At 68.3% G+C, this 18909-nt stretch carries 17 protein-coding genes; 5 read left to right on the top strand and 12 right to left on the bottom strand.

What is annotated here, in order from left to right:
• The first annotated feature begins 33 nt into the window (after positions 1-33).
• Both ABI214_RS24825 and ABI214_RS24820 read left to right on the top strand, forming a co-directional pair.
• Entirely contained in the window at positions 34-927 is an 894-nt protein-coding gene (locus ABI214_RS24825) for a DUF5995 family protein (RefSeq protein WP_348605065.1), read from the top strand.
• Positions 928-1155: 228 nt separating this feature from the next.
• Positions 1156-1422 carry a hypothetical protein gene (locus ABI214_RS24820; protein ID WP_348605064.1) on the top strand — a complete coding sequence of 89 codons (267 nt, stop codon included), beginning with the start codon at positions 1156-1158 and terminating at the stop codon, positions 1420-1422.
• A 66-nt stretch (positions 1423-1488) separates the two neighbouring features.
• On the opposite strand, the gene dnaE is transcribed toward ABI214_RS24820, so the two are convergent.
• The gene (dnaE, locus tag ABI214_RS24815) at positions 1489-5025 is read right to left on the bottom strand and encodes a DNA polymerase III subunit alpha (protein WP_348605063.1); all 3537 of its coding nucleotides are present in this window, start codon (positions 5023-5025) and stop codon (positions 1489-1491) included.
• Between the two features lie 60 nt (positions 5026-5085).
• The gene (gene rarD, locus ABI214_RS24810) at positions 5086-6018 is read right to left on the bottom strand and encodes an EamA family transporter RarD (RefSeq protein WP_348605062.1); all 933 of its coding nucleotides are present in this window, start codon (positions 6016-6018) and stop codon (positions 5086-5088) included.
• A gap of 76 nt (positions 6019-6094) precedes the next feature.
• Here rarD and ABI214_RS24805 point away from each other — a divergent pair, with 76 nt between their 5' ends.
• Positions 6095-7153, top strand: a complete 1059-nt coding sequence (locus ABI214_RS24805) for an alpha/beta hydrolase (RefSeq protein ID WP_348605061.1) — start codon at positions 6095-6097, stop codon at positions 7151-7153.
• 46 nt (positions 7154-7199) lie between these two features.
• Here ABI214_RS24805 and ABI214_RS24800 read toward each other — a convergent pair whose 3' ends face one another.
• From ABI214_RS24800 to lspA, 3 genes are read right to left on the bottom strand one after another with little or no spacing between them, the layout of a single operon-like run.
• Complete coding sequence (locus tag ABI214_RS24800; protein ID WP_348605060.1) at positions 7200-7868, bottom strand: hypothetical protein; 669 nt, start codon at positions 7866-7868, stop codon at positions 7200-7202.
• Position 7869: 1 nt separating this feature from the next.
• Positions 7870-8778: an RluA family pseudouridine synthase gene (locus ABI214_RS24795; protein WP_348605059.1), complete on the bottom strand. Its 909-nt coding sequence runs from the start codon at positions 8776-8778 to the stop codon at positions 7870-7872.
• 14 nt (positions 8779-8792) lie between these two features.
• Positions 8793-9281, bottom strand: a complete 489-nt coding sequence (lspA, locus tag ABI214_RS24790) for a signal peptidase II (protein ID WP_408586538.1) — start codon at positions 9279-9281, stop codon at positions 8793-8795.
• A 182-nt stretch (positions 9282-9463) separates the two neighbouring features.
• Here lspA and ABI214_RS24785 point away from each other — a divergent pair, with 182 nt between their 5' ends.
• Positions 9464-10417, top strand: coding sequence for a hypothetical protein (locus ABI214_RS24785; protein WP_348605058.1), 954 nt, complete (start codon positions 9464-9466; stop codon positions 10415-10417).
• Positions 10405-11145 (top strand): hypothetical protein, encoded by a 741-nt coding sequence (locus tag ABI214_RS24780; protein WP_348605057.1) that lies wholly within the window; start codon positions 10405-10407, stop codon positions 11143-11145. The genes ABI214_RS24785 and ABI214_RS24780 overlap by 13 nt, the downstream gene beginning before the upstream one ends.
• Positions 11146-11211: 66 nt before the next feature.
• Here the strand turns inward: ABI214_RS24780 and ABI214_RS24775 are convergent, their stop codons facing one another.
• The 7 genes from ABI214_RS24775 to ABI214_RS24745 all read right to left on the bottom strand — a co-directional run bounded on the left by ABI214_RS24775 (position 11212) and on the right by ABI214_RS24745 (position 18909).
• On the bottom strand, positions 11212-11742 hold the full coding sequence (locus tag ABI214_RS24775) for a hypothetical protein (protein WP_348612022.1): 531 nt from the start codon (positions 11740-11742) through the stop codon (positions 11212-11214).
• Between the two features lie 70 nt (positions 11743-11812).
• Positions 11813-13159: a DNA polymerase IV gene (locus tag ABI214_RS24770; protein ID WP_348605056.1), complete on the bottom strand. Its 1347-nt coding sequence runs from the start codon at positions 13157-13159 to the stop codon at positions 11813-11815.
• A gap of 65 nt (positions 13160-13224) precedes the next feature.
• Positions 13225-16401, bottom strand: a complete 3177-nt coding sequence (ileS, locus tag ABI214_RS24765; RefSeq protein WP_348612019.1) for an isoleucine--tRNA ligase — start codon at positions 16399-16401, stop codon at positions 13225-13227.
• A gap of 228 nt (positions 16402-16629) precedes the next feature.
• Positions 16630-16908, bottom strand: a complete 279-nt coding sequence (locus ABI214_RS24760; protein ID WP_348605055.1) for a hypothetical protein — start codon at positions 16906-16908, stop codon at positions 16630-16632.
• 40 nt (positions 16909-16948) lie between these two features.
• Positions 16949-17782, bottom strand: coding sequence for a DivIVA-like cell division protein Wag31 (wag31, locus tag ABI214_RS24755; RefSeq protein WP_348605054.1), 834 nt, complete (start codon positions 17780-17782; stop codon positions 16949-16951).
• A 114-nt stretch (positions 17783-17896) separates the two neighbouring features.
• Positions 17897-18199: a YggT family protein gene (locus ABI214_RS24750; RefSeq protein WP_280759057.1), complete on the bottom strand. Its 303-nt coding sequence runs from the start codon at positions 18197-18199 to the stop codon at positions 17897-17899.
• Between the two features lie 104 nt (positions 18200-18303).
• A complete protein-coding gene (locus ABI214_RS24745) occupies positions 18304-18909 on the bottom strand; it encodes a cell division protein SepF (RefSeq protein ID WP_348605053.1) in 606 nt (201 codons plus the stop codon).

Raw genomic sequence — 18909 nt, 5'->3', positions numbered from 1 at the left:
CGGAAATCACGTCCGGCCCTCTAGGCTCGTGCGATGCGCTTCCGCCGGCTGTATGCACCCGCCGCCACGCTCGCCGCATCGTTCGTGCTCCTCTCCCCCGGCCCCGCAGCCGCCGCCGTCGCCACCCCGGTCGCAACGGCGTGCGGAACACCGTTGAGCGCGACCGAGATCGAGCACATCACCGATCTGAGCGATACGTCCACGTTGTCCGGTTCCGGACTGGCGCGACTCGAGACGGCGATCGACCGGCACCGCCGGATCACGGACATCCTTGTCGCACATCGAGACTGGAGGGGCCTGTTCTCGGTCGGGCTGAATGCCGTCGAGTACGAGGTCGTTCTGCCGCTGCAACGCGACCCGGCCGCGCTGCCCGACCGCGCGTGGTCCCCGAAGATCAGTTACGACCTGCTCGCCCGGTACCTGCGCAATCTCCACGCCGAATTCACCGGCGCACCGGTCGATCCGCCGTGGGCCAACTACTTCACGCTGACCCGACAGTGCACGCAGAGCCCCGCCCGCGTTGCGATGGCCGGTTACAACGCCCACCTCACCGTCGACCTCGCCTACGCGGTCGACTCCAGCGGCACCCGACCCCAGAACATCCCCGACTACTACAAGATCGTCGATTCCATTGCCGTCAAGGGTGATTCGATCGTGACGCTCACCAAGGCGCTCTACGGCGGCGACCTCGGCCCACTGTGGCGGTTCTACTTCGTGGGCGAGGGACTGGACCGGCTGGCGGGCAACGACCAGCCGTCGCGCCAACTGCTGCGCGCGGCGGACACCGGCTACAACACCATCACCCTGGCGAACGGGTTCGCGCTGCAGAACCCGCAGACGCGACCGGCCGCGGAGCAGGAGATCGACGCGCTGTGGCGGGCCACCGACCACGCGCTCGAGGTCCTGTCCGACCTCGGCGGACTCTGAGCACGCCGACGGGCCAGGTCACGGCCACCTGTGAATCTCCTACGAGTTTCGGATAGCGGACAAATCCGGCAATAGCATGGGAGGTGCACGACAAGCAGCGATGCGCCGAGCGTCGCGACGACGGTACCCGACGCACCGCAACGGCCCTTCGACCGCCGGATCACCATCCGGTGGTCGGTCGCCGGCGGCAGACGTCCCCGGTGGTCGGCCGTGCGGAGAGGATCTCGCATGGAACAGGAGAACGGAACACCACGAGTGCGCTCGATGCGGCGCACACTCGCCAAAATCCTCGTCACGCTGTCGCTCACGGCCGTCCCGCTCGGGTTGGCCGCAGCACCGGCACTCGCAGACACCACGACGCCGGCAGCGAGCCCGGCCGTGGTCGCGGTGACCCAGGTTCATCATCACCACGGGCACCACAAGGGTTGCTGCATGCAGCGCGACCAGCAGGGGAACTGGCATTGGATGTGCCAGCATCATCACCACCGTCGGTGACCGCACCGCGCCGGCGCACGGGCTGCCCGGACCGCTACGAGGTCCGGGCAGCGTCCTGTCAGGAGGTCAGCCCGCCAGGCAACTGGGCCCGAGCAGCGCCTTCAGATCACCCATCAGCGACGACGACGGCTCCACCCGGAGTACCTCGTCCACCTTCCACAGGGAGGTGCCGCGCGATCCGATGAGCTTGACGTGCACGTCCGCAGTCCCGGGATGCCGCGAGAGCACCTGCCGGAGCGCACCGAGCTTCTCCTTGGTGCACTGCCGCACCGGCAGGCTCACCGACACCGGCTTCGCCACGCCGATCGCCGAAAGGTCCGGCACCGCAAGATCGTTCGCGATCAGCGACACCCGATCGTCGCGGATCGACACACGCGCCTTGACCAGGACCACCGAGTCCTCGACGACGTCCATGCCGTACACCGAGTACGCCTGCGGGAAGAACAGTACCTCGATGCCGCCCGAGAGGTCTTCGAGCTGGGCGGACGCCCACGTCAGGCCGTTCTTGTTGATCCTCCGATTGACCGACGCGAGGATGCCGCCGACGGTGACCTGGGTGCCGTCCTTGATGTCGCCCTCGAGGATCACCGGGATCGAGGTGTCGGACTGCGCCGCCAGCACGTGCTCGACACCGTTGAGCGGATGGCCGGACACGTACAGACCGAGCATCTCCCGCTCGAGGGCGAGCTTGTGCTTGGCATCCCACTCCTCGTCGGGCACCTTGACGTTGAACACGGACGCGATCGATTCGTCGGCGTCTTCGCCGCCGAACAGGTCGAACTGTCCCATCGCCTCGGCCTTCTTGGTGCCCATCACCGCGTCGATCGCGTCGGCGTGCACCAGCATCAGACCCTTACGCGGATGCTCGAGGGAGTCGAATCCGCCTGCCTTGATGAGAGATTCGGTGACCTTCTTGGAACAGGCCAGCGCGTCGATCTTGTTGAGGTAGTCGGAGAAGTCGGTAAAGCTCCCCTTCTCCTCACGGGCCGCGATGATCGACCCCACCACGTTGGCGCCGACGTTGCGCACCGCGCCGAGGCCGAACCGGATGTCCTCGCCGACGGACGCGAAGTCGACGCGGGACGCGTTGACGTCCGGCGGCAGCACGGTGATGCCCATCTTCCGGCAGTCCGACAGGTACACCGCGGCCTTGTCCTTGTCGTCACCGACCGAGGTGAGCAGGCCCGCCATGTACTCGGACGGGTAGTTGGCCTTGAGGTACGCGGTCCAGAACGAGACGAGGCCGTAGCCGGCGGCGTGCGACTTGTTGAACGCGTAGCCGGCGAACGGCAGAACCGTGTCCCACAGCGCGGTGATCGCCGCCTGCGAGAAACCGTTGGCCTTCATGCCGTCGGCGAAGCCGTCGTAGGCCTCGTCGAGGATCTCCTTCTTCTTCTTACCCATCGCTCGACGCAGCAGGTCTGCCTGTCCGAGCGAGTAGCCGGCCACCTTCTGAGCGATCTGCATGATCTGCTCCTGGTAGACGATCAGACCGAAGGTGTCCTTCAGGATGTCCTTCAGCGGCTCCTCGAGCTCCGGGTGGATCGGCTTGACGTCCTGGCGGCCGTTCTTGCGATCGGCGTAGTCGTTGTGCGCGTTCATGCCCATCGGACCGGGCCGGTACAGCGCCAGGACTGCGACGATGTCCTCGAAGCCCGTGGGCTGCATGCGCCGCAGCAGATCGCGCATCGCGCTGCCGTCGAGCTGGAACACGCCGAGCGTGTCGCCGCGGGCGAGCAACTCGTAGGTGGCGGGGTCCTCGATCGGCAGGGTGTCGAGATCGATGTCGATGCCGCGGTTGGCCTTGATGTTCTCGATCGCGTCACCGATGACCGTGAGGTTGCGCAGACCGAGGAAGTCCATCTTCAGCAGGCCGATGGCCTCGCACGACGGGTAGTCCCAGCCGGTGATGATCGCGCCGTCCTGGGCGCGCTTCCACACCGGGATCGCGTCGGTGAGCGGCTCCGACGACATGATGACCGCGCAGGCGTGCACGCCTGCGTTGCGGATCAGGCCCTCGAGGCCCTTCGCGGTCTGGTAGATCTTCGCGACATCGGGGTTGGAGTCGATGAGGGCACGGACCTCGACGGCCTCCTTGTACCGCTCGTGCTCGGGGTCGGTGATGCCCGACACCGAGATGTCCTTCGCCATGATCGGCGGCGGCAGCGCCTTGGTGATCTGGTCGGCGATCGCGAAACCGGGCTGGCCGAACTGGACTCGCGCGGAGTCCTTGATCGCGGCCTTCGTCTTGATGGTGCCGAACGTGATGACCTGCGCAACCTTGTCGTTGCCCCACTTCTCGGTGGCGTAGCGGACCATCTCGCCGCGGCGGCGATCGTCGAAGTCGATATCGATATCGGGCATCGACACACGCTCGGGGTTGAGGAACCGCTCGAACAGCAGGCCGTGCGGGATGGGATCGATGTTGGTGATGCCCATCGCGTACGCGACGAGCGAACCGGCCGCCGAGCCTCGGCCGGGGCCGACGCGGATGCCGACCTCGCGGGCGTGGTTGATGAGGTCGCCGACCACGAGGAAGTAGGCGGGGAAGCCCATCTCGTTGATGACGCCGATCTCGTAGTCGGCACGCTCGAGGTACTCCTGCGGCGGCCCGGACGGGAAACGCCGGTCGAGGCCGCGCAGCACCTCGTGTCGGAGGAACGTCTGCTGCGTGTGTCCCTCGGGGACCGGGAAGATCGGCATCCGGTCCCGGTGCTGCCACACGTCCTCGTACGGCTGCACCCGCTCGCCGATAAGCATCGTGTTGTCGCACGCGCCCGGGACCTCCTCGTCCCAGATGGCTCGCATCTCCTCGGCGGACTTCAGGTAGTAGCCGTCACCGTCGAACTTGAATCGCGTCGGGTCCGACAGCGTCTTGCCGGTCTGGATGCACAGCAGAGCCTCGTGGTTCTCGGCGGCGTCCTTCGTGACGTAGTGGCAGTCGTTGGTGGCGATCGGCCGGATGTCGAGCTTCCTGCCGATCTCGATCAGACCCTCGCGCACGCGCCGCTCGATCGAGAGCCCATGGTCCATCAACTCGAGGAAGAAGTTGTCCTTGCCCCAGATCTCCTGCCACTTCGCGGCGGCCTCGAGGGCCTCGCGGTCGTGGCCGAGGCGCAACCGGGTCTGGATCTCGCCGGACGGGCAACCCGTGGTCGCGATGATGCCCTCGGCATGGTGGGCGATCAGGTCCTCGTCCATGCGCGGCCACTTGCCGAGCTGACCCTCGATCGACGCGAGCGACGACAGCTTGAACAGGTTCCGCAGTCCGGTCGAATTCTCGGCGACCATCGTCATGTGGGTGTATGCACCGCTACCCGAGACGTCGTCGGACTTCTGGCTCGGGTCGCCCCACAGCACGCGCTTGGTGTTGAACCGCGACTCCGGCGCGATGTACGCCTCGATGCCGATGATCGGCTTGATCCCGTGCTTCTTGGCGACGTTGTAGAACTCGCTCGCGCCGTACATGTTGCCGTGGTCGGTCATGCCGACCGCCGTCATCCCGAGGCGCTCGGCCTCCTTGAACAACGGGCCGACCTTTGCCGCACCGTCGAGCATCGAGTACTCGGTGTGGTTGTGCAGGTGAACGAACGAGTCAGCCACGCGCGCCTCTCTGTATTTCGCCCGATACGCGAGTATCGGTGGATCCAGCAGTCACTGAGTCTATGCCCTCGCACCGACGGTCTCGGTGTCCCGCGACGCGCCGCGGCGAACCCGACGTGCACGAACCAGTGCGTCGGTGGTGAACACCACCAACGCCACCCAGATGAGGGCGAATCCGACCCACCGTGACGGGGGCATGACCTCGTGCATGACGACCACGCCCCACATCATCTGCAGCACCGGGGTGAGGTACTGGAGGATGCCGAGCGTCGTCAGCGGGATCCGCTGGGCCGCGACACCGAAGAGCAACAACGGCACGGCCGTGACCGGCCCGGCCGCCATGAGCAGCAGGCTGTGCCCGACCCCGTTGCCGAGGAACGATCCCGTGCCGGTCGCCGCGAGCACGACCAGGTACCCCACCGCGAACGGCGCCGCCACCACGCCCTCCGCCGTGAGGCTCGTGCGCGGATCGAGCGGCACCACCTTCTTGATCACCCCGTACAGCGCGAACGACAGCGCCAGCGTGAGCGCGACGATCGGCGGGCGCCCGTAGTCGACGGTGATGACGACCACCGCCACCGCGGCGAGGACGAGCGCGGCGATCTGGGCCGGACGCAGCCGCTCCCGGAACAGCACGACACCGAGCAGGACGCTCACGAGCGGATTGACGAAATAGCCGAGGGCGGCTTCGACGACGTGGCCGGACGTCACCGCATAGATGTAGACGCCCCAGTTGATCCCGATCGCTACCGTCGCCGCCGACACCAGTCCCCACGCCCGCGCACCCATGCCCCGCAACGACCCGAGCCGGCCCAGCACCGCGAGCACCCCGAGCATCAGCAGAACGGTCCACACCATCCGATGGGCCAGCACCTCGAGCGAACCGGCCGGTGCGAGGAGACCGAAGAAGATCGGGAACATGCCCCAGATCAGGTAGGCACCGACGCCCGCCAGCAGTCCGGTGGAATCCTCCGAGCGGGTCCGTTGTGTCACGTCCCGCCACGATAGCCGCCGGGCTACGCTGACTCGCCACTGCATCGAACTGCACCCGCCGCCAAGGAGATTCCCTGTGACGCCCACCACCGAGTCGCCCGGGACCGGGGTCGCGGCGCGACCGTGGCGCCGACGCGTTCTCTGGACGCTGGCCGGGCTCCTCGGCATCGTGCTCGTCGGCGTCGTCGCGTTCGTCTCCAGCCCGTGGCCCGGGGCGATGCTCGTGCGCACGGTGTTCGATCGCGGCGCCCAGAAGACCACCGACGCCCTGCGGAAACACGCGCCCGACGGGGTCGCGTCGATCCCGGACCAGCAGTACCGCGACGGCGACGACGACGCCTTCCTCGACGTGCACTTCCCGGAGACCGTCGCAGACACCACCCACACGCTGCCGACGGTGATCTGGACGCACGGCGGCGCCTGGATCTCCGGCCACCGCACCGACTACGCGGCGTACTACCAGTTGCTCGCCGACGCCGACTTCACCGTGGTCTCCCTCGACTACTCCCTCGGACCCGAACGCACGTATCCGACCGCGGTCGAGCAGTTGCGCGACGCGCACGCCTACGTCCTCGCGAACGCCGAACGCCTGCACGTGGATTCGAATCGGATCGTCCTCGCCGGCGACTCGGCCGGGGCGCAGCTGTCGAGTCAGCTCGCCGCGATCGCCACCGACCCCGGTTACGCCCGCGCGGTCGGGATCGAGTCCGCACTGCGCCCCGAGCAGCTGAGGGGTGTCGTGTTGAACTGCGGCATCTACGAGATCACCGAGATGGTCGGCGGTCCCGGCATCGTCGGCTGGGGCGCCGACAAGTCGCTCTGGGCCTACACGGGAACCAAGGACCTCACGAACTCGCCGGCGGTGGCCCAGATGTCGACGCTCCGCCACGTCACCGAGAACTTCCCGCCGACGTACATCTCGGGCGGCAACGCGGATCCCCTGACCGACAAGCAGTCCAAGGCGCTGGCGGCGAAGCTGACGGGCCTCGGTGTGGACGTGACCACGCTGTTCTACCCGGACGACCACCAGCCGCCGCTCGAGCACGAGTACCAGTTCGACCTCGACAACGCCGACGGCATGAACGCGCTGGCCCAGACCATCGACTTCCTGCGCAAGCAGACGTCCGAGGCCTGAACGGTCACCCGCTGTCGGGCGGAGCCAGCGACTGCCGGCGAATTGCTCAGGCGAGACCCGGTATCGGTCCGTCGTCGGGGCCCGGCACGACGATCGACGTCTGCGACGGCAGCAGTGGACTGACCGCGAAGGAACCGGCGACCGCGTCCGCGGGCAGCGCCTCGACCGCCCGTACCCCCGGGACCGTGTCGAGTGCGCGCAACTGATCGAGCGAACCGCGCACCGTGGCGCCCACGACGCACGCGCAGCCCGCAGACAGCTCGGTGGCCGAATGCGCGGCGAGCAGCGACGGCCGGTCGTGTCCGACCACCGACGACTGCAACCGCGCGGCCGCAACCGACGGCGCCCGCTCCACGGCCGTACGGTTCGCCGCGACCGGGATCGCCACCATCGGGGTCTGCACCCGATCCAGCGGCACTCGGAAGAGCACCTGCGACACCCGGACGTCCCCGACGACGTCGAGCAACTGCGACGGCGTCACCGGCGCGTCCAGCGACACCAGCGCCCAGTGCTGCGTCCCCGGTTCCGAGTCACCTTCGGAACCGAGCGTCGCACGCGCACGATCGAGGTACGCCGACACCTGCTCGCCGGAGTCCGGCCCCAGCCGGTCGGTCGAGATCCGGCCGACCGGAACGGGATTCGCCACCCCGAGCCCCACGATCGTGCCCGCCAGCACGAGCGCCGCGAGGACGGTCGGCCAGGTCCGCGAACTCATCTCACGTGCCCCGCAGAACTCCGAGCGCGTGCTGCAGATCCTTCGGGTACTCGCTGGTGATCTCGACCCAGTGTCCGTCGGCCGGATGCGCGAACCCCAGCGACCGGGCATGCAGCCACTGACGCTCGAGACCCAGCCGCTCGGCCAGGCGGGGATCGGCGCCGTACGTCAGGTCTCCGCAGCACGGGTGGCGCAGTGCCGAGAAGTGCACCCGGATCTGGTGCGTGCGGCCGGTCTCGAGGTGGATGTCGAGCAGGCTCGCCGCCTGGAACGCCTCGACCGTGTCGTAGTGGGTGATGCTCGGCTTGCCGTCGGCCGTGACCGCGAACTTCCAGTCGTTGCTGCGATGCCGGCCGATCGGCGCGTCGATCGTGCCGCTGCTCGGATCGGGGTGCCCCTGCACCAGCGCGTGATAGCGCTTGTCGATGGTGCGCTGCTTGAACGCCCGCTTGAGGACCGTGTACGCGCGCTCCGACGTCGCGACCACCATGACTCCGGACGTGCCGACGTCGAGACGGTGCACGATGCCCTGCCGCTCGTGCGCGCCCGACGTCGAGATGCGGAAGCCGGCGGCGGCGAGACCACCGATGACCGTCGGTCCCGTCCAGCCGACGCTCGCGTGCGCCGCGACTCCCACGGGCTTGTCGACCGCGACGACGTCGTCGTCGGCGTAGAGGATCTCCATGCCCTCGACCGGCTCCGCCTCGATCGTCAGCGGACGCGGCGGCTCGGGAAGCTCGACCTCGAGCCACGTGCCGGCCGCGAGGCGGTCGGACTTGCCGACCGGTGCCCCGTCGACGAGGACGGCACCCTCCTCGGTCAGAGCCGCCACCGCCGTGCGCGACAGCCCGAGCAGCCGGGCGAGCCCGGCATCCACCCGCATCCCGTCGAGTCCGTCGGGAACCGGCATCGAACGCGTCTCCCTCAAGCCGCATCCCCCTTTCCAGAAGTCTTGGCGCCGCTCGGTTCGATCCCGAACAGCGTGAGTGCCACCAGCAGGATCGCCCCGCACACGATCGACGAGTCGGCGACGTTGAACACGGGCCACCAGCCCACGGAAACGAAGTCCACGACGTGACCCTGCAGCGGGCCGGGCGAGCGGAAGATCCGGTCGATCAGATTACCGAGCGCGCCACCGAGGACGAGACCGAGACCCAGCGCCCACCACGGCGAGCTGAGCGTGCGCCCAATCCTGATCACGCCGATCACGACGCCGACCGCGACCAGCGTCAGCAGCCACGTCATCCCGGTGGCCATCGAGAACGCCGCGCCCGGATTGCGGATCAGCGTCAAGGTGACGGTGTCACCGATGATCTCGACCGGATTCTTCGGATCGATGAACGCGACGGCGAGCACCTTGGTCAGCAGGTCGAGTCCGAGCACGACCACCGCGACAACGACGAGCAGCACCATCCGACGCGGCCCGGCCGACACCGACCCGGCAGCCTCGTCGGGTTCGGGCACGGCTGGCTCGGAAATCGATTCGCCCTTCACTGCACGGTCGTCGCTGTCGGCGCGGTCGTCACTCACCCCGCCATCATCCCCTACTCGGGAGACAGACCGGTCATGCAACCCACGCCGACTAACCTGTTGGCGTGCCACTGTCCTCGAAACTCTTCCACACCGGATCCGCGCTCGTCGCGGTGACGCTCTCCCTTTCGGTGCTGGTCGCCGGGTGCAGCAGCGGCGGTGACGCCGCCCCAGCCAGCCCCGATGCGGTCGGGGCAGCATCCGACGAGGTCACCGTCCCGGTGACGACCGCCACTACCGAGATCGTCGACGCCGGGGCCGAGCCGCGGGCGGTGGTGCAACTTCGCCCCGGGCAGGGAACCCAGCAGCAGGCCCGGCTGGTGACGACCGCCGACGTGTCGCAGCAGATCGACGGCCAGGCCGCCCAGAACTTCTCCACCCCGCAGCTGACGATGCCGTTGACGGCGCTGGTCACCCAGGCCGCGACGGACACCACCCCCGCCACGACGGTCGATCTCACGCTCGGCACCCCGACCACCCCCGACAGTGACACGAACGATCTCCTCACGCCCGCCACCAACTCGCATGCGGGGTTCACGATGAACTCGTCCGGGGCCATCACGGCGCTGCGCCTGCGGCCCGACCCCGACGCTCAGAACAAGGCCCGGTCGATGATCGAGCAGGCGTTCTACCAGGCCGTCTACCGCATGGTCGCCTTCCCTGTCGAGCCGATCGGCGTCGGCGCGGTGTGGAAGATCCATCAGCAGGTGATGAGCGCGATCGCCCTCGACCAGGTGACGACCGCCACCCTGTCGGCCCGCGACGGCGACCGGCTCACGGTCGACGTCCAGGTGGAGCAGTTCCCCAAGTCCCCCGTATTCGAACTGCCGAACGGCGCGGGCACACTCAACGTCGACTCCTACGCGCTACGTGGGGGCGGCACCGTCGTCGTCGACCTCCGCTCACCGCTCCCGGTCGACGGCTCCGTCTCCGTCGAGGGCACCCAGTCGTTCAGCGATCCCGCGGGCTCGATGCGGCTGCAGCAGACCACCGGCGAGAAGGTCCAGTGGATCGGCTGACCCGGACGGCGGCCGCGGCGGCGGCCCTCGTCGCTCTCGGGACGCCGCTGGCCGCGTGCGGATCCTCCGACGAGTCGGCGCCCGCGGCGGTCGACCTGGGCCCCGCGGTGACGGCGCCCGGGACCCCATCGGCCGGTCCGATCCCGGACGCCGCCACGCTGCAGGCCGCGCTGCCCGACGCCACGGACCTGCCCGCCGGATACGCCCGCCTGCCCGCGATCCCCGACCTGGGCCAGTCCGACAGCGACCCGGGCACCGATCGGTCCACGACGAACCCCACCCGTTGCGCGAACGTGGCCGACACGGTGGCCCGTCAGGTCCCCGGGGCCGCGGCCTCGGCCGAGGAGAACTTCACCGGTCCCGGATTCACGAGCATCGACGTCGACGCCGCCGGGTACGCGGGGACCGGCGCCGCGGACGCCTTCGCCGCCGTCCAGGACACGCTGCGCGAGTGCACGACGTTCACCGGCACGGACGCCGACGGGACGTCGGTGCAGTACCGGATCGAGCCCCGTCCGCAACCCGCCGTCGGGGACGCGTCGACCGCGATACGGCTCACCACGACCAGCGACGGATTCACGCTCGTGTCCGACGTCGTCCTCGCCGTCGTCGATTCGACGGTGGTTCAGGTGATCGCGACCGGACCCGACGGCTTGGATGGCGACGTCGCGACCGGCGTCGCGCACACCACCGCGGACCGGGTGCACGCGGCGTCCCCGACGACATAGCGCGAAAAACACCGATGCCGGCGCCACCCGAGCGGGTGGCGCCGGCATCGGCGCAAGAACGAGGAACTACGCGGGGCAAGCCGGCGAGGTGAGGTTCGCCATTCCGACGAGGTTGCAGGCGTACTGCTTCGACATCTTCCAGACGCCGTTCTCGGCGACGAACTCGACCGTGCCGGGGTTGCCCTGGCCGTTGATCGTGAGCGTGACACCCGCGGTGACGGTGTCGTCACCGGTGGGGGTGACGTCGACGACCTGGATCGTGGCGCCGGCGTCCTTCGCGGCCTTGACGACCTGGTTGATCAGCTCCGGATCGGCCTCGGCACCCTGAACGAGCGCAACCTTCTGATCCAGCGGAACGCTCTCGTCGAACGCCTTCGACAGTGCGGCGTTGAGCTGGTCCGCGGTCGGCGGGGCCACCGCCGGCGTGGTCGCGGCCGCGGTGGTGGTCTGCTGCGCGGTGGTGCGCTCGGTGCTGCTGCTGTCGTTCGAGCAGGCCGACATGGTCAGGGCAGCGGCGATCGCCACACCGGCGATGGTCATCTTCCGAAGCTTCAAGTGCTTGTCCTTTTCATTCTCGGTCGAACATCGTTCACGCATCAGCCGGGTCGGTGTCCCCCAGTCCCAGCTATGACGCCAGTTCACAGCAAGAGTACCGGTCAGGCCCACCTCACCTGAGGCTGTCGGTCGCGTCCGCGACCACCAGGTCGCAGTCGTTGTCAACGAATGTACGTGACGGCCCCCGCCCGGTGCTGCGTGTCTCGAACCGCACCGTCACCACCCCGTGCCCCGCCCCCTGGACCCACCCGTGACCGTACTCGGGGTGCGACACGTCCAGCCCGGGTCGCCACTGCGGCGACGTCCCCGCGCTCGGTCCGGGACCCGAATCACTCACCGCCTCTTCGTCGTCCCCGTCGGGGGCGGCCTGATCGAGTTCTGGGAACAGCGATCCCTGGCTCGCCGCCGACAGGCCGCCGTACCCCACCCCGACGAGCCGGATCGGCCCCAATTCGAGCGGGTCGATCACCTGCCGCTGCGCGGTCGCTGTGAGGACCTGCAGATCCGTCGTCGCGTACGGCAGCGTGAGCGACCTCGTGACGATGCTCATGTCCGACTTCCGCAGCTTGAGCACCACCGTGCGGGCCGCGCGTCCATCCCGCTCCAGGCGCCGGTACGCAGCCGAGGCACTCGACTCGACCGCGCGCCGCAACTCCCCCAACGTGACGATGTCCTGCGCGAAAGTCGTTTCCGCACTGACCTGTTTCGCGTCGGCACGCTCCGCCACCGGACGGTCGTCGATGCCGCGCGCGAGGCGCTGCAGGCTCGGCCCGATCGTCGCGCCGAGCACCGAGATCACCTCGGGGTCCGGCAACGCCGCGAGCGCACCGATCGTCTCGATCCCCAGCCGCTTGAGCTTCTCCTCCGCGACCGGCCCGACACCCCACAGCTTCCGGACCGGCAGCGCGCTCATCAACTCCTGCTGCACGTCCGGGGAGACCACCGTGATCCCGTCCGGTTTGGCGAGCCCGGACGCGATCTTCGCGACCTGTTTGCCCGCGCCGGCCCCGATCGACGCGACCAGCCCCGTCTCCGCCAGGACGAGCGCGCGCAGGTCCTCGCAGTACCGCTCGACCTCGGCCTTCGTGGCGCCGGCCAACTCGGTCGGCTCGCCGAACGCCTCGTCGAGCGAAAGCTGCTCCAGCACCGGCATCTTCACACGCAGCGCATCGAACACCTGCCGGCTCACGTGCCCGTACAACGCACCGCGCGGGGGAAGCACGACGGCAGCCGCCCCCACCAGGCGCCGGGCCTGGTGCATCGGCATCGCCGACCGCGCACCGAACACCCGCGCCTCGTAGCTGGCACCGGCAACCACGCCCCGACCCCCGAGCCCACCGACGAGGACCGGACGGCCGCGCAACGTGGGACGGGTCAGCTGCTCGACGGACGCGAAGAATGCGTCCATGTCGAGGTGCAGGACCCACCGGCGGCTGCGGGTGGGATCAGCGGAAACCATGCCTGAAAACTACGCCGGGCGGACGACAGGAAGTCCCGTCGTCCGCCCGAAGCGCTACCGGTCCATCAGGCCTTGACGATCACGACGCGCACGCCCTCGCCGAGCTCGACCACGGCGTCACCGCTGACCTCGCCGATCTCGAGCGTCGTCGCGAGGACCTCACCCGCGATCAGGTCCCGGTGGCGCGTCGCCCACTCGAGGCGCTCGGTCGGTACCTGCAGCGTGACCGAGATGCGGTCGGAGACATCGAGTCCCGCGTTCCGGCGCGCATCCTGCAACTCGCGGATCCGGTCCTTGGCCCACCCCTCGGCCTCGAGCTCCTCGGTGACCTGCGAGTCCAGCACGACGAGACCCGCACCGTCCGGCAGCGCCGCCGTCGACTCGGGCTCGGCCGCGACGAGGCGCTGCGTGTACTCCTCGGGCAGCAGTTCGATGCCCGCCGCCGACACCACACCGTCCGTCTCGGTCCAGTCGCCGGCCTTGACCGCCTTGATGACGGTCTGGACGTCCTTGCCCAGGCGCGGACCGGCAGCACGGGCATTGACGACGAGCTCGAACCGGCCGTGCACGTCGACGTCGTCGGTGAGATCGACCTTCTTGACGTTCACCTCGTCCGCGATCAGGCCGACATACGGGCGCATCTTCTCCGCATCCGGCGACGCGACGGTGACCTCGGGCAGCGGCAGCCGCACCCGCAGGTTCTGCGCCTTGCGCAGGCTCAGCACCGTCGAGCACACGCTGCGCACGTCGTCCATCGCGGCGACCAGTTCCGGATCGGCCGGCAGCTCGGTCTCGGACGGCCAGTCGGCCAGATGCACCGAACGACCACCGGTCAGCCCGCGCCAGATCACCTCGGACGCCATCGGCAGCAGCGGCGCCGCGAGGCGGGTGACCACCTCGAGCACCGTGTGCAGCGTGTCGATCGCGTCGCGGTCCTCGTCCCAGAACCGGTTGCGCGAGCGGCGCACGTACCAGTTGGTGAGCGCGTCGCAGAAGGTGCGCAGCTCGTCGCACGCCCCCGCGATGTCGGTGACCTCGAGCGCGTCGGTGATCGCGTCCCGGGTGGCCGCCAGCTTCGCCAGGATGTACTGGTCGAGCACGTTCGGCGAGTCGGTCCGCCACTGCCCCGGCTTGGACGCGTACAGCTGCAGGAAGCTCCACGCGTTCCACATCGGCAGCAGCGCCTGCCGGACGCCCTCACGGATGCCCTGCTCGGTGACGACCAGGTTGCCGCCCCGCAGGATCGGCGACGACATCAGGAACCACCTCATGGCGTCCGAGCCGTCGCGGTCGAACACCTCCTTGACGTCCGGGTAGTTGCCCTTCGACTTGCTCATCTTGAGGCCGTCGTCGCCGAGCACGATGCCGTGCGCCGCAACGCATTTGAACGCGGGCCGGTCGAACAGCGCGGTCGCCAGCACGTGCAGCGTGTAGAACCAGCCGCGGGTCTGGCCGTTGTACTCGACGATGAAGTCGCCGGGGTAGTGCGAGTCGAACCAGTCCCGGTTCTCGAACGGGTAGTGCACCTGCGCGTACGGCATCGAGCCGGACTCGAACCAGCAGTCCAGCACCTCGGGGACGCGGCGCATCATCGACTTGCCGGTCGGGTCGTCCGGGTTGGGGCGGACCAGCTCGTCGATCATCGGGCGGTGCAGGTCCGTCGGGCGCACACCGAAGTCCGCCTCGAGCTGATCCAGCGAGCCGTAGACGTCGACCCGCGGGTACGACGGATCGTCCGACACCCACACCGGGATCGGGCTGCCCCAGTAGCGGTTTCGGCTGATGTTCCAGTCGCGGGCACCCTCGAGCCACTTGCCGAACTGGCCGTCCTTGATGTGCTCCGGCACCCAGGTGATCTCCTGGTTGAGCTCGACCATGCGGTCACGGAACTTGGTGACGGCGACGAACCACGACGGCACCGCCATGTAGATCAGCGGCTGGCCGGAGCGCCAGCTGTGCGGGTACGAGTGCTCGATCGTCTCGTGACGCAGCAGCTTTCCGGCCGCCTTGAGGTCCTTGATGATGACCGGGTTCGCGTCGAACACCTGCAGGCCCTCGTACGGCGGGACCATCGAGGTGAACTTGCCGCCCGGGTCCAGCGGCTGCACGATCTCGATGCCGTTCGCCGTCGCGCACTCCATGTCCTCCTCACCGAAGGCCGGCGCGAGGTGGACGACACCGGTACCGGAGTCGGTGGTGACGTAGTCGGCGGAGAGCACGCGATGCGCTTCCTCGTGTCCCTTGCCGGGGCCGTGGAAGAAGTCGAACGGCGGCAGGTACGACAGGCCGACCAGGTCGGCGCCCTTGTACTCGCCCAGCACCTCCGGCGCCTCGCCCAGCTCGCGCGCGTAGTGCCCGACGCGGGCCGCGGCCAGCACGTAGCGCTTGTCGTCGGCGCCGCGCACCTGCACGTAGTCGACGTCCGGGTGGACGGCGATCGCCAGGTTGGAGGGCAGCGTCCACGGCGTCGTGGTCCAGATCAGCGCATTCGCGCCGTCGAGGTCACTGCCAGGTGCCTGCAGGACCATGTCGACCGTGACGGCCGGGTCCTGGCGCATCTTGTAGGCGTCGTCGAGGCGGGTCTCCTGGTTCGACAGCGGCGTCTGCTCGTACCAGCTGTACGGCAGCACGCGGAAGCCCTGGTAGATCAGGCCCTTGTCGTAGAGCTCCTTGAACGCCCACATCACGGACTCCATGAAGTCCAGATCCAGGGTCTTGTAGTCGTTGTCGAAGTCGACCCAGCGGGCCTGACGGGTCACGTAGTCGCGCCACTCGTCGGTGTAGCGCAGCACGGACTGCTTGCAGTACGCGTTGAACTCCGCGAGACCCATCGCGTCGATCTGCGACTTGTCCTTGATGCCGAGCTGCTTCTCCGCCTCGAGCTCGGCGGGCAGGCCGTGGCAGTCCCAGCCGAACCGGCGGTCGACCTTCTTGCCACGCATCGTCTGGAAGCGCGGCACCAGGTCCTTGACGTAGCCGGTGAGCAGATGGCCGTAGTGCGGCAGGCCGTTCGCGAACGGCGGGCCGTCGTAGAAGACGAACTCCTCGGATCCCTCGCGGTTCGCGATGCTGGCGCGGAAGGTGTCGTCCGCCTCCCACGCCGCGAGCACCTTCTGCTCGAGGTCCGGGAAGGAGACGGCGCCGGTTGCGCGACCGCCGACGAGATCGACGCGGGGGTACCCGTCGTTCGTCTGGGGAGAGGTGGATTCGTTACTTGTCACCGCGTGGCTCCTCGTGCCCATCTGCCGGCACGGGGACGACGACGACGCCCTGTGCGCCGCGGCCGCGGTACCACCCCGCTTGCCCGCCGTCGCGTATGCGAGACGAGCCACTCGATCAAGGCTGTGACGGGCCCACCCGTTCGGGTCTAGTGAGTCGGATGCCCATCGCGCGTTGCGATGCGCATCGTCGACCGTTCTTCCGAAGGCTCCCCGGTGATGGCCGGATCGACGCCATGTGTGCGCTTCAGTCTAGCCCTGAGACGAGTTCCACCCGGAATCGCCCGAATCCGACTCGACGTCGCGGCCATTGCCGAACGACCGATTCCCGGTCTCCCGCTCCGGTGCCGCACCGGTCGAATCCGCGACAGGTGCCGCCTTCCTGCTCGCCAACGCACTGACGAGCAGGAGGACGGCACCCGCGACACAGATCGCGATGCATCCCCACGCCCAGACCACGGAACCCGTCATCAGGGCGATCACCAGCAGCGTAAACCCCACTGCCGCGAGGACCAGCGTCATGACCAGCACGATTCACCCTCTGCTCGAGAGCCGGCCGGCGTCGGCTCGGTCAGTTGTTTCCCTTGGCGAACTGGCTGAAGCCCGACTGCGAACCAGACTGCCCGAAGGCGTCCTGGCCACCGTCGACCGGCACCGCCGAGCCGCGCTGCTCCAGCTCCTCGAGCTGCGACTCCAGGTACGACTTGAGCCGCACACGGTACTCGCGCTCGAACGTCTTCAGCTGCTCGATGCGGCCCTCCAGGACGGAGCGCTGCTGGTTGATCGTCGCCATGATCTCGGTGTGCTTCTTCTCGGCGTCCGCCTGCAGCGCGTCGGCCTTCTCCTTGGCCTGGCGCAGCTGGCTCTCCGAGCGGGTCTGCGCATCCGAGAGGAGCGAATCGGACTTCTGCTTGGCGTCCGCCACCATCGTTTCCGACTTGGTGCGGGCGTCGGTGACCAGACGCTCCGAGTTGGTGCGGGCATCGCCGAGCAGCTGCTCTGCCTCGACCTTGGCGTCGCCGGTCAGGCGGTCCGCCATCTCCTGCGCGAGACCCAGGACCTTGGCGGCCTGCATGTTGGCGTCCTCCGACGGACGCGGCGCCGCGGCAGGCACCGGTTCCGGCTTGGGCTGCTCGACGACACGAACCGGCTCCGGCTTCGGCGCGGGTGCCGGCGGCGCCGCGGCAGCGGCAGCGGCAGGACGCGGAGCCTTCTTGGCCTCGGCAAGCTCCTGATCGAGCTCGCCAACGCGCTGACGGAGATCAGCGTTCTCCTCGATGAGCCGCGTCAGCTCCTGCTCGACGAGATCGAGGAAGGCATCGACCTCATCCTCGTTGTAGCCACGCTTCCCGATCGGGGGCTTGCTGAACGCGACGTTGTGCACATCAGCTGGAGTCAGCGGCATGGAAGGATCCCTTCACACATCATTTGGCGGTCTAGCACGCATTCAGTTCTAGCGCGTTGCGCGTACTCGTTAACCATTTCGTTACTCGTCACACTGTAACTGCGGGTCATTCTGTCACACCAACCCCGAAGGTGACGCCAGTCCTGACACGACCTGCATGAGGATGAACAGCAGGAAAAGCAGCACCATGATCGACAAATCGAGCCTGACCCCGCCGAGCGAGATCGGCGGGATGAGCCGACGAAGAAGCTTCACCGGCGGGTCGGTGACCGTGAAGATCACCTCCAGCACGACCACGACGAATCCCGTCGGGTGCCAGTCCCTTGCGAATACCCGGATGAACTCGACGATGATCCGTCCGATGAGCAACAACCAGAAGATGAACAGGATCACGTAGATCACCGAGAACACGGCCACACCTTCACTCTGCCTGACGACAACCGGTCGATCAAAACCATTCGACGAGCCGAGGCACGCGTCACATCACACGCGAGGTGTGACAAGATTCTCGGTCGCAACGGTTACTTCTGGTTGTAGAAGCCGGTCTCGGCGATCCGGCGACGCTCTTCCGCGGACACGTCGATGTCGGCCGGCGAGAGCAGGAACACCTTGGTCGCGACCTTGTCGAAGGAGCCGCGGAGCGCGAACGCGAGCCCGGCCGCGAAGTCCACGAGCCGCTTGGCGTCGGCGTTGCTCATCTCGACCAGATCCATGATCACCGGCGTGCCGTCACGGAACCGCTCGCCGATGGTGCGGGCCTCGCCGTAGTCGCGCGGGCGCAGCGTCGTGATCTTCGACAGCGGACCGCCCTCGTCCACCACCGAACGACGGCTCTCGAGCCGGTCCATCCGGGCGTCGACGGCCAGTGCACCCCGGGTTGCGCCGCGCGCACCCGCACTCGGCGCCGGACGGGACGGGCGCGCCGGCAGCGGCTCGACCCGCGCGGACTGGCGCGGCGCCGGCTCGTAGCGGTCGAAGTCGTCCTCGACCTCGTCACGACGGCTCGACGGGTATCCGGGCTCGGCGTACTCACGGCGAGCCGGCCCGGGCTCGTCGATGTAGTCATCCTCGAAGTCTTCGAGGGGAACCATGCCGAAGTAAGCCTTGAACTTGTGCAGAGTGCTCAT

This window comes from Prescottella soli, assembly GCF_040024445.1.
Classification (GTDB): domain Bacteria; phylum Actinomycetota; class Actinomycetes; order Mycobacteriales; family Mycobacteriaceae; genus Prescottella; species Prescottella soli.
The sequence above is the reverse complement of the archived record's forward strand: the minus strand, read 5'-3'. Positions and strand labels throughout refer to the sequence as shown.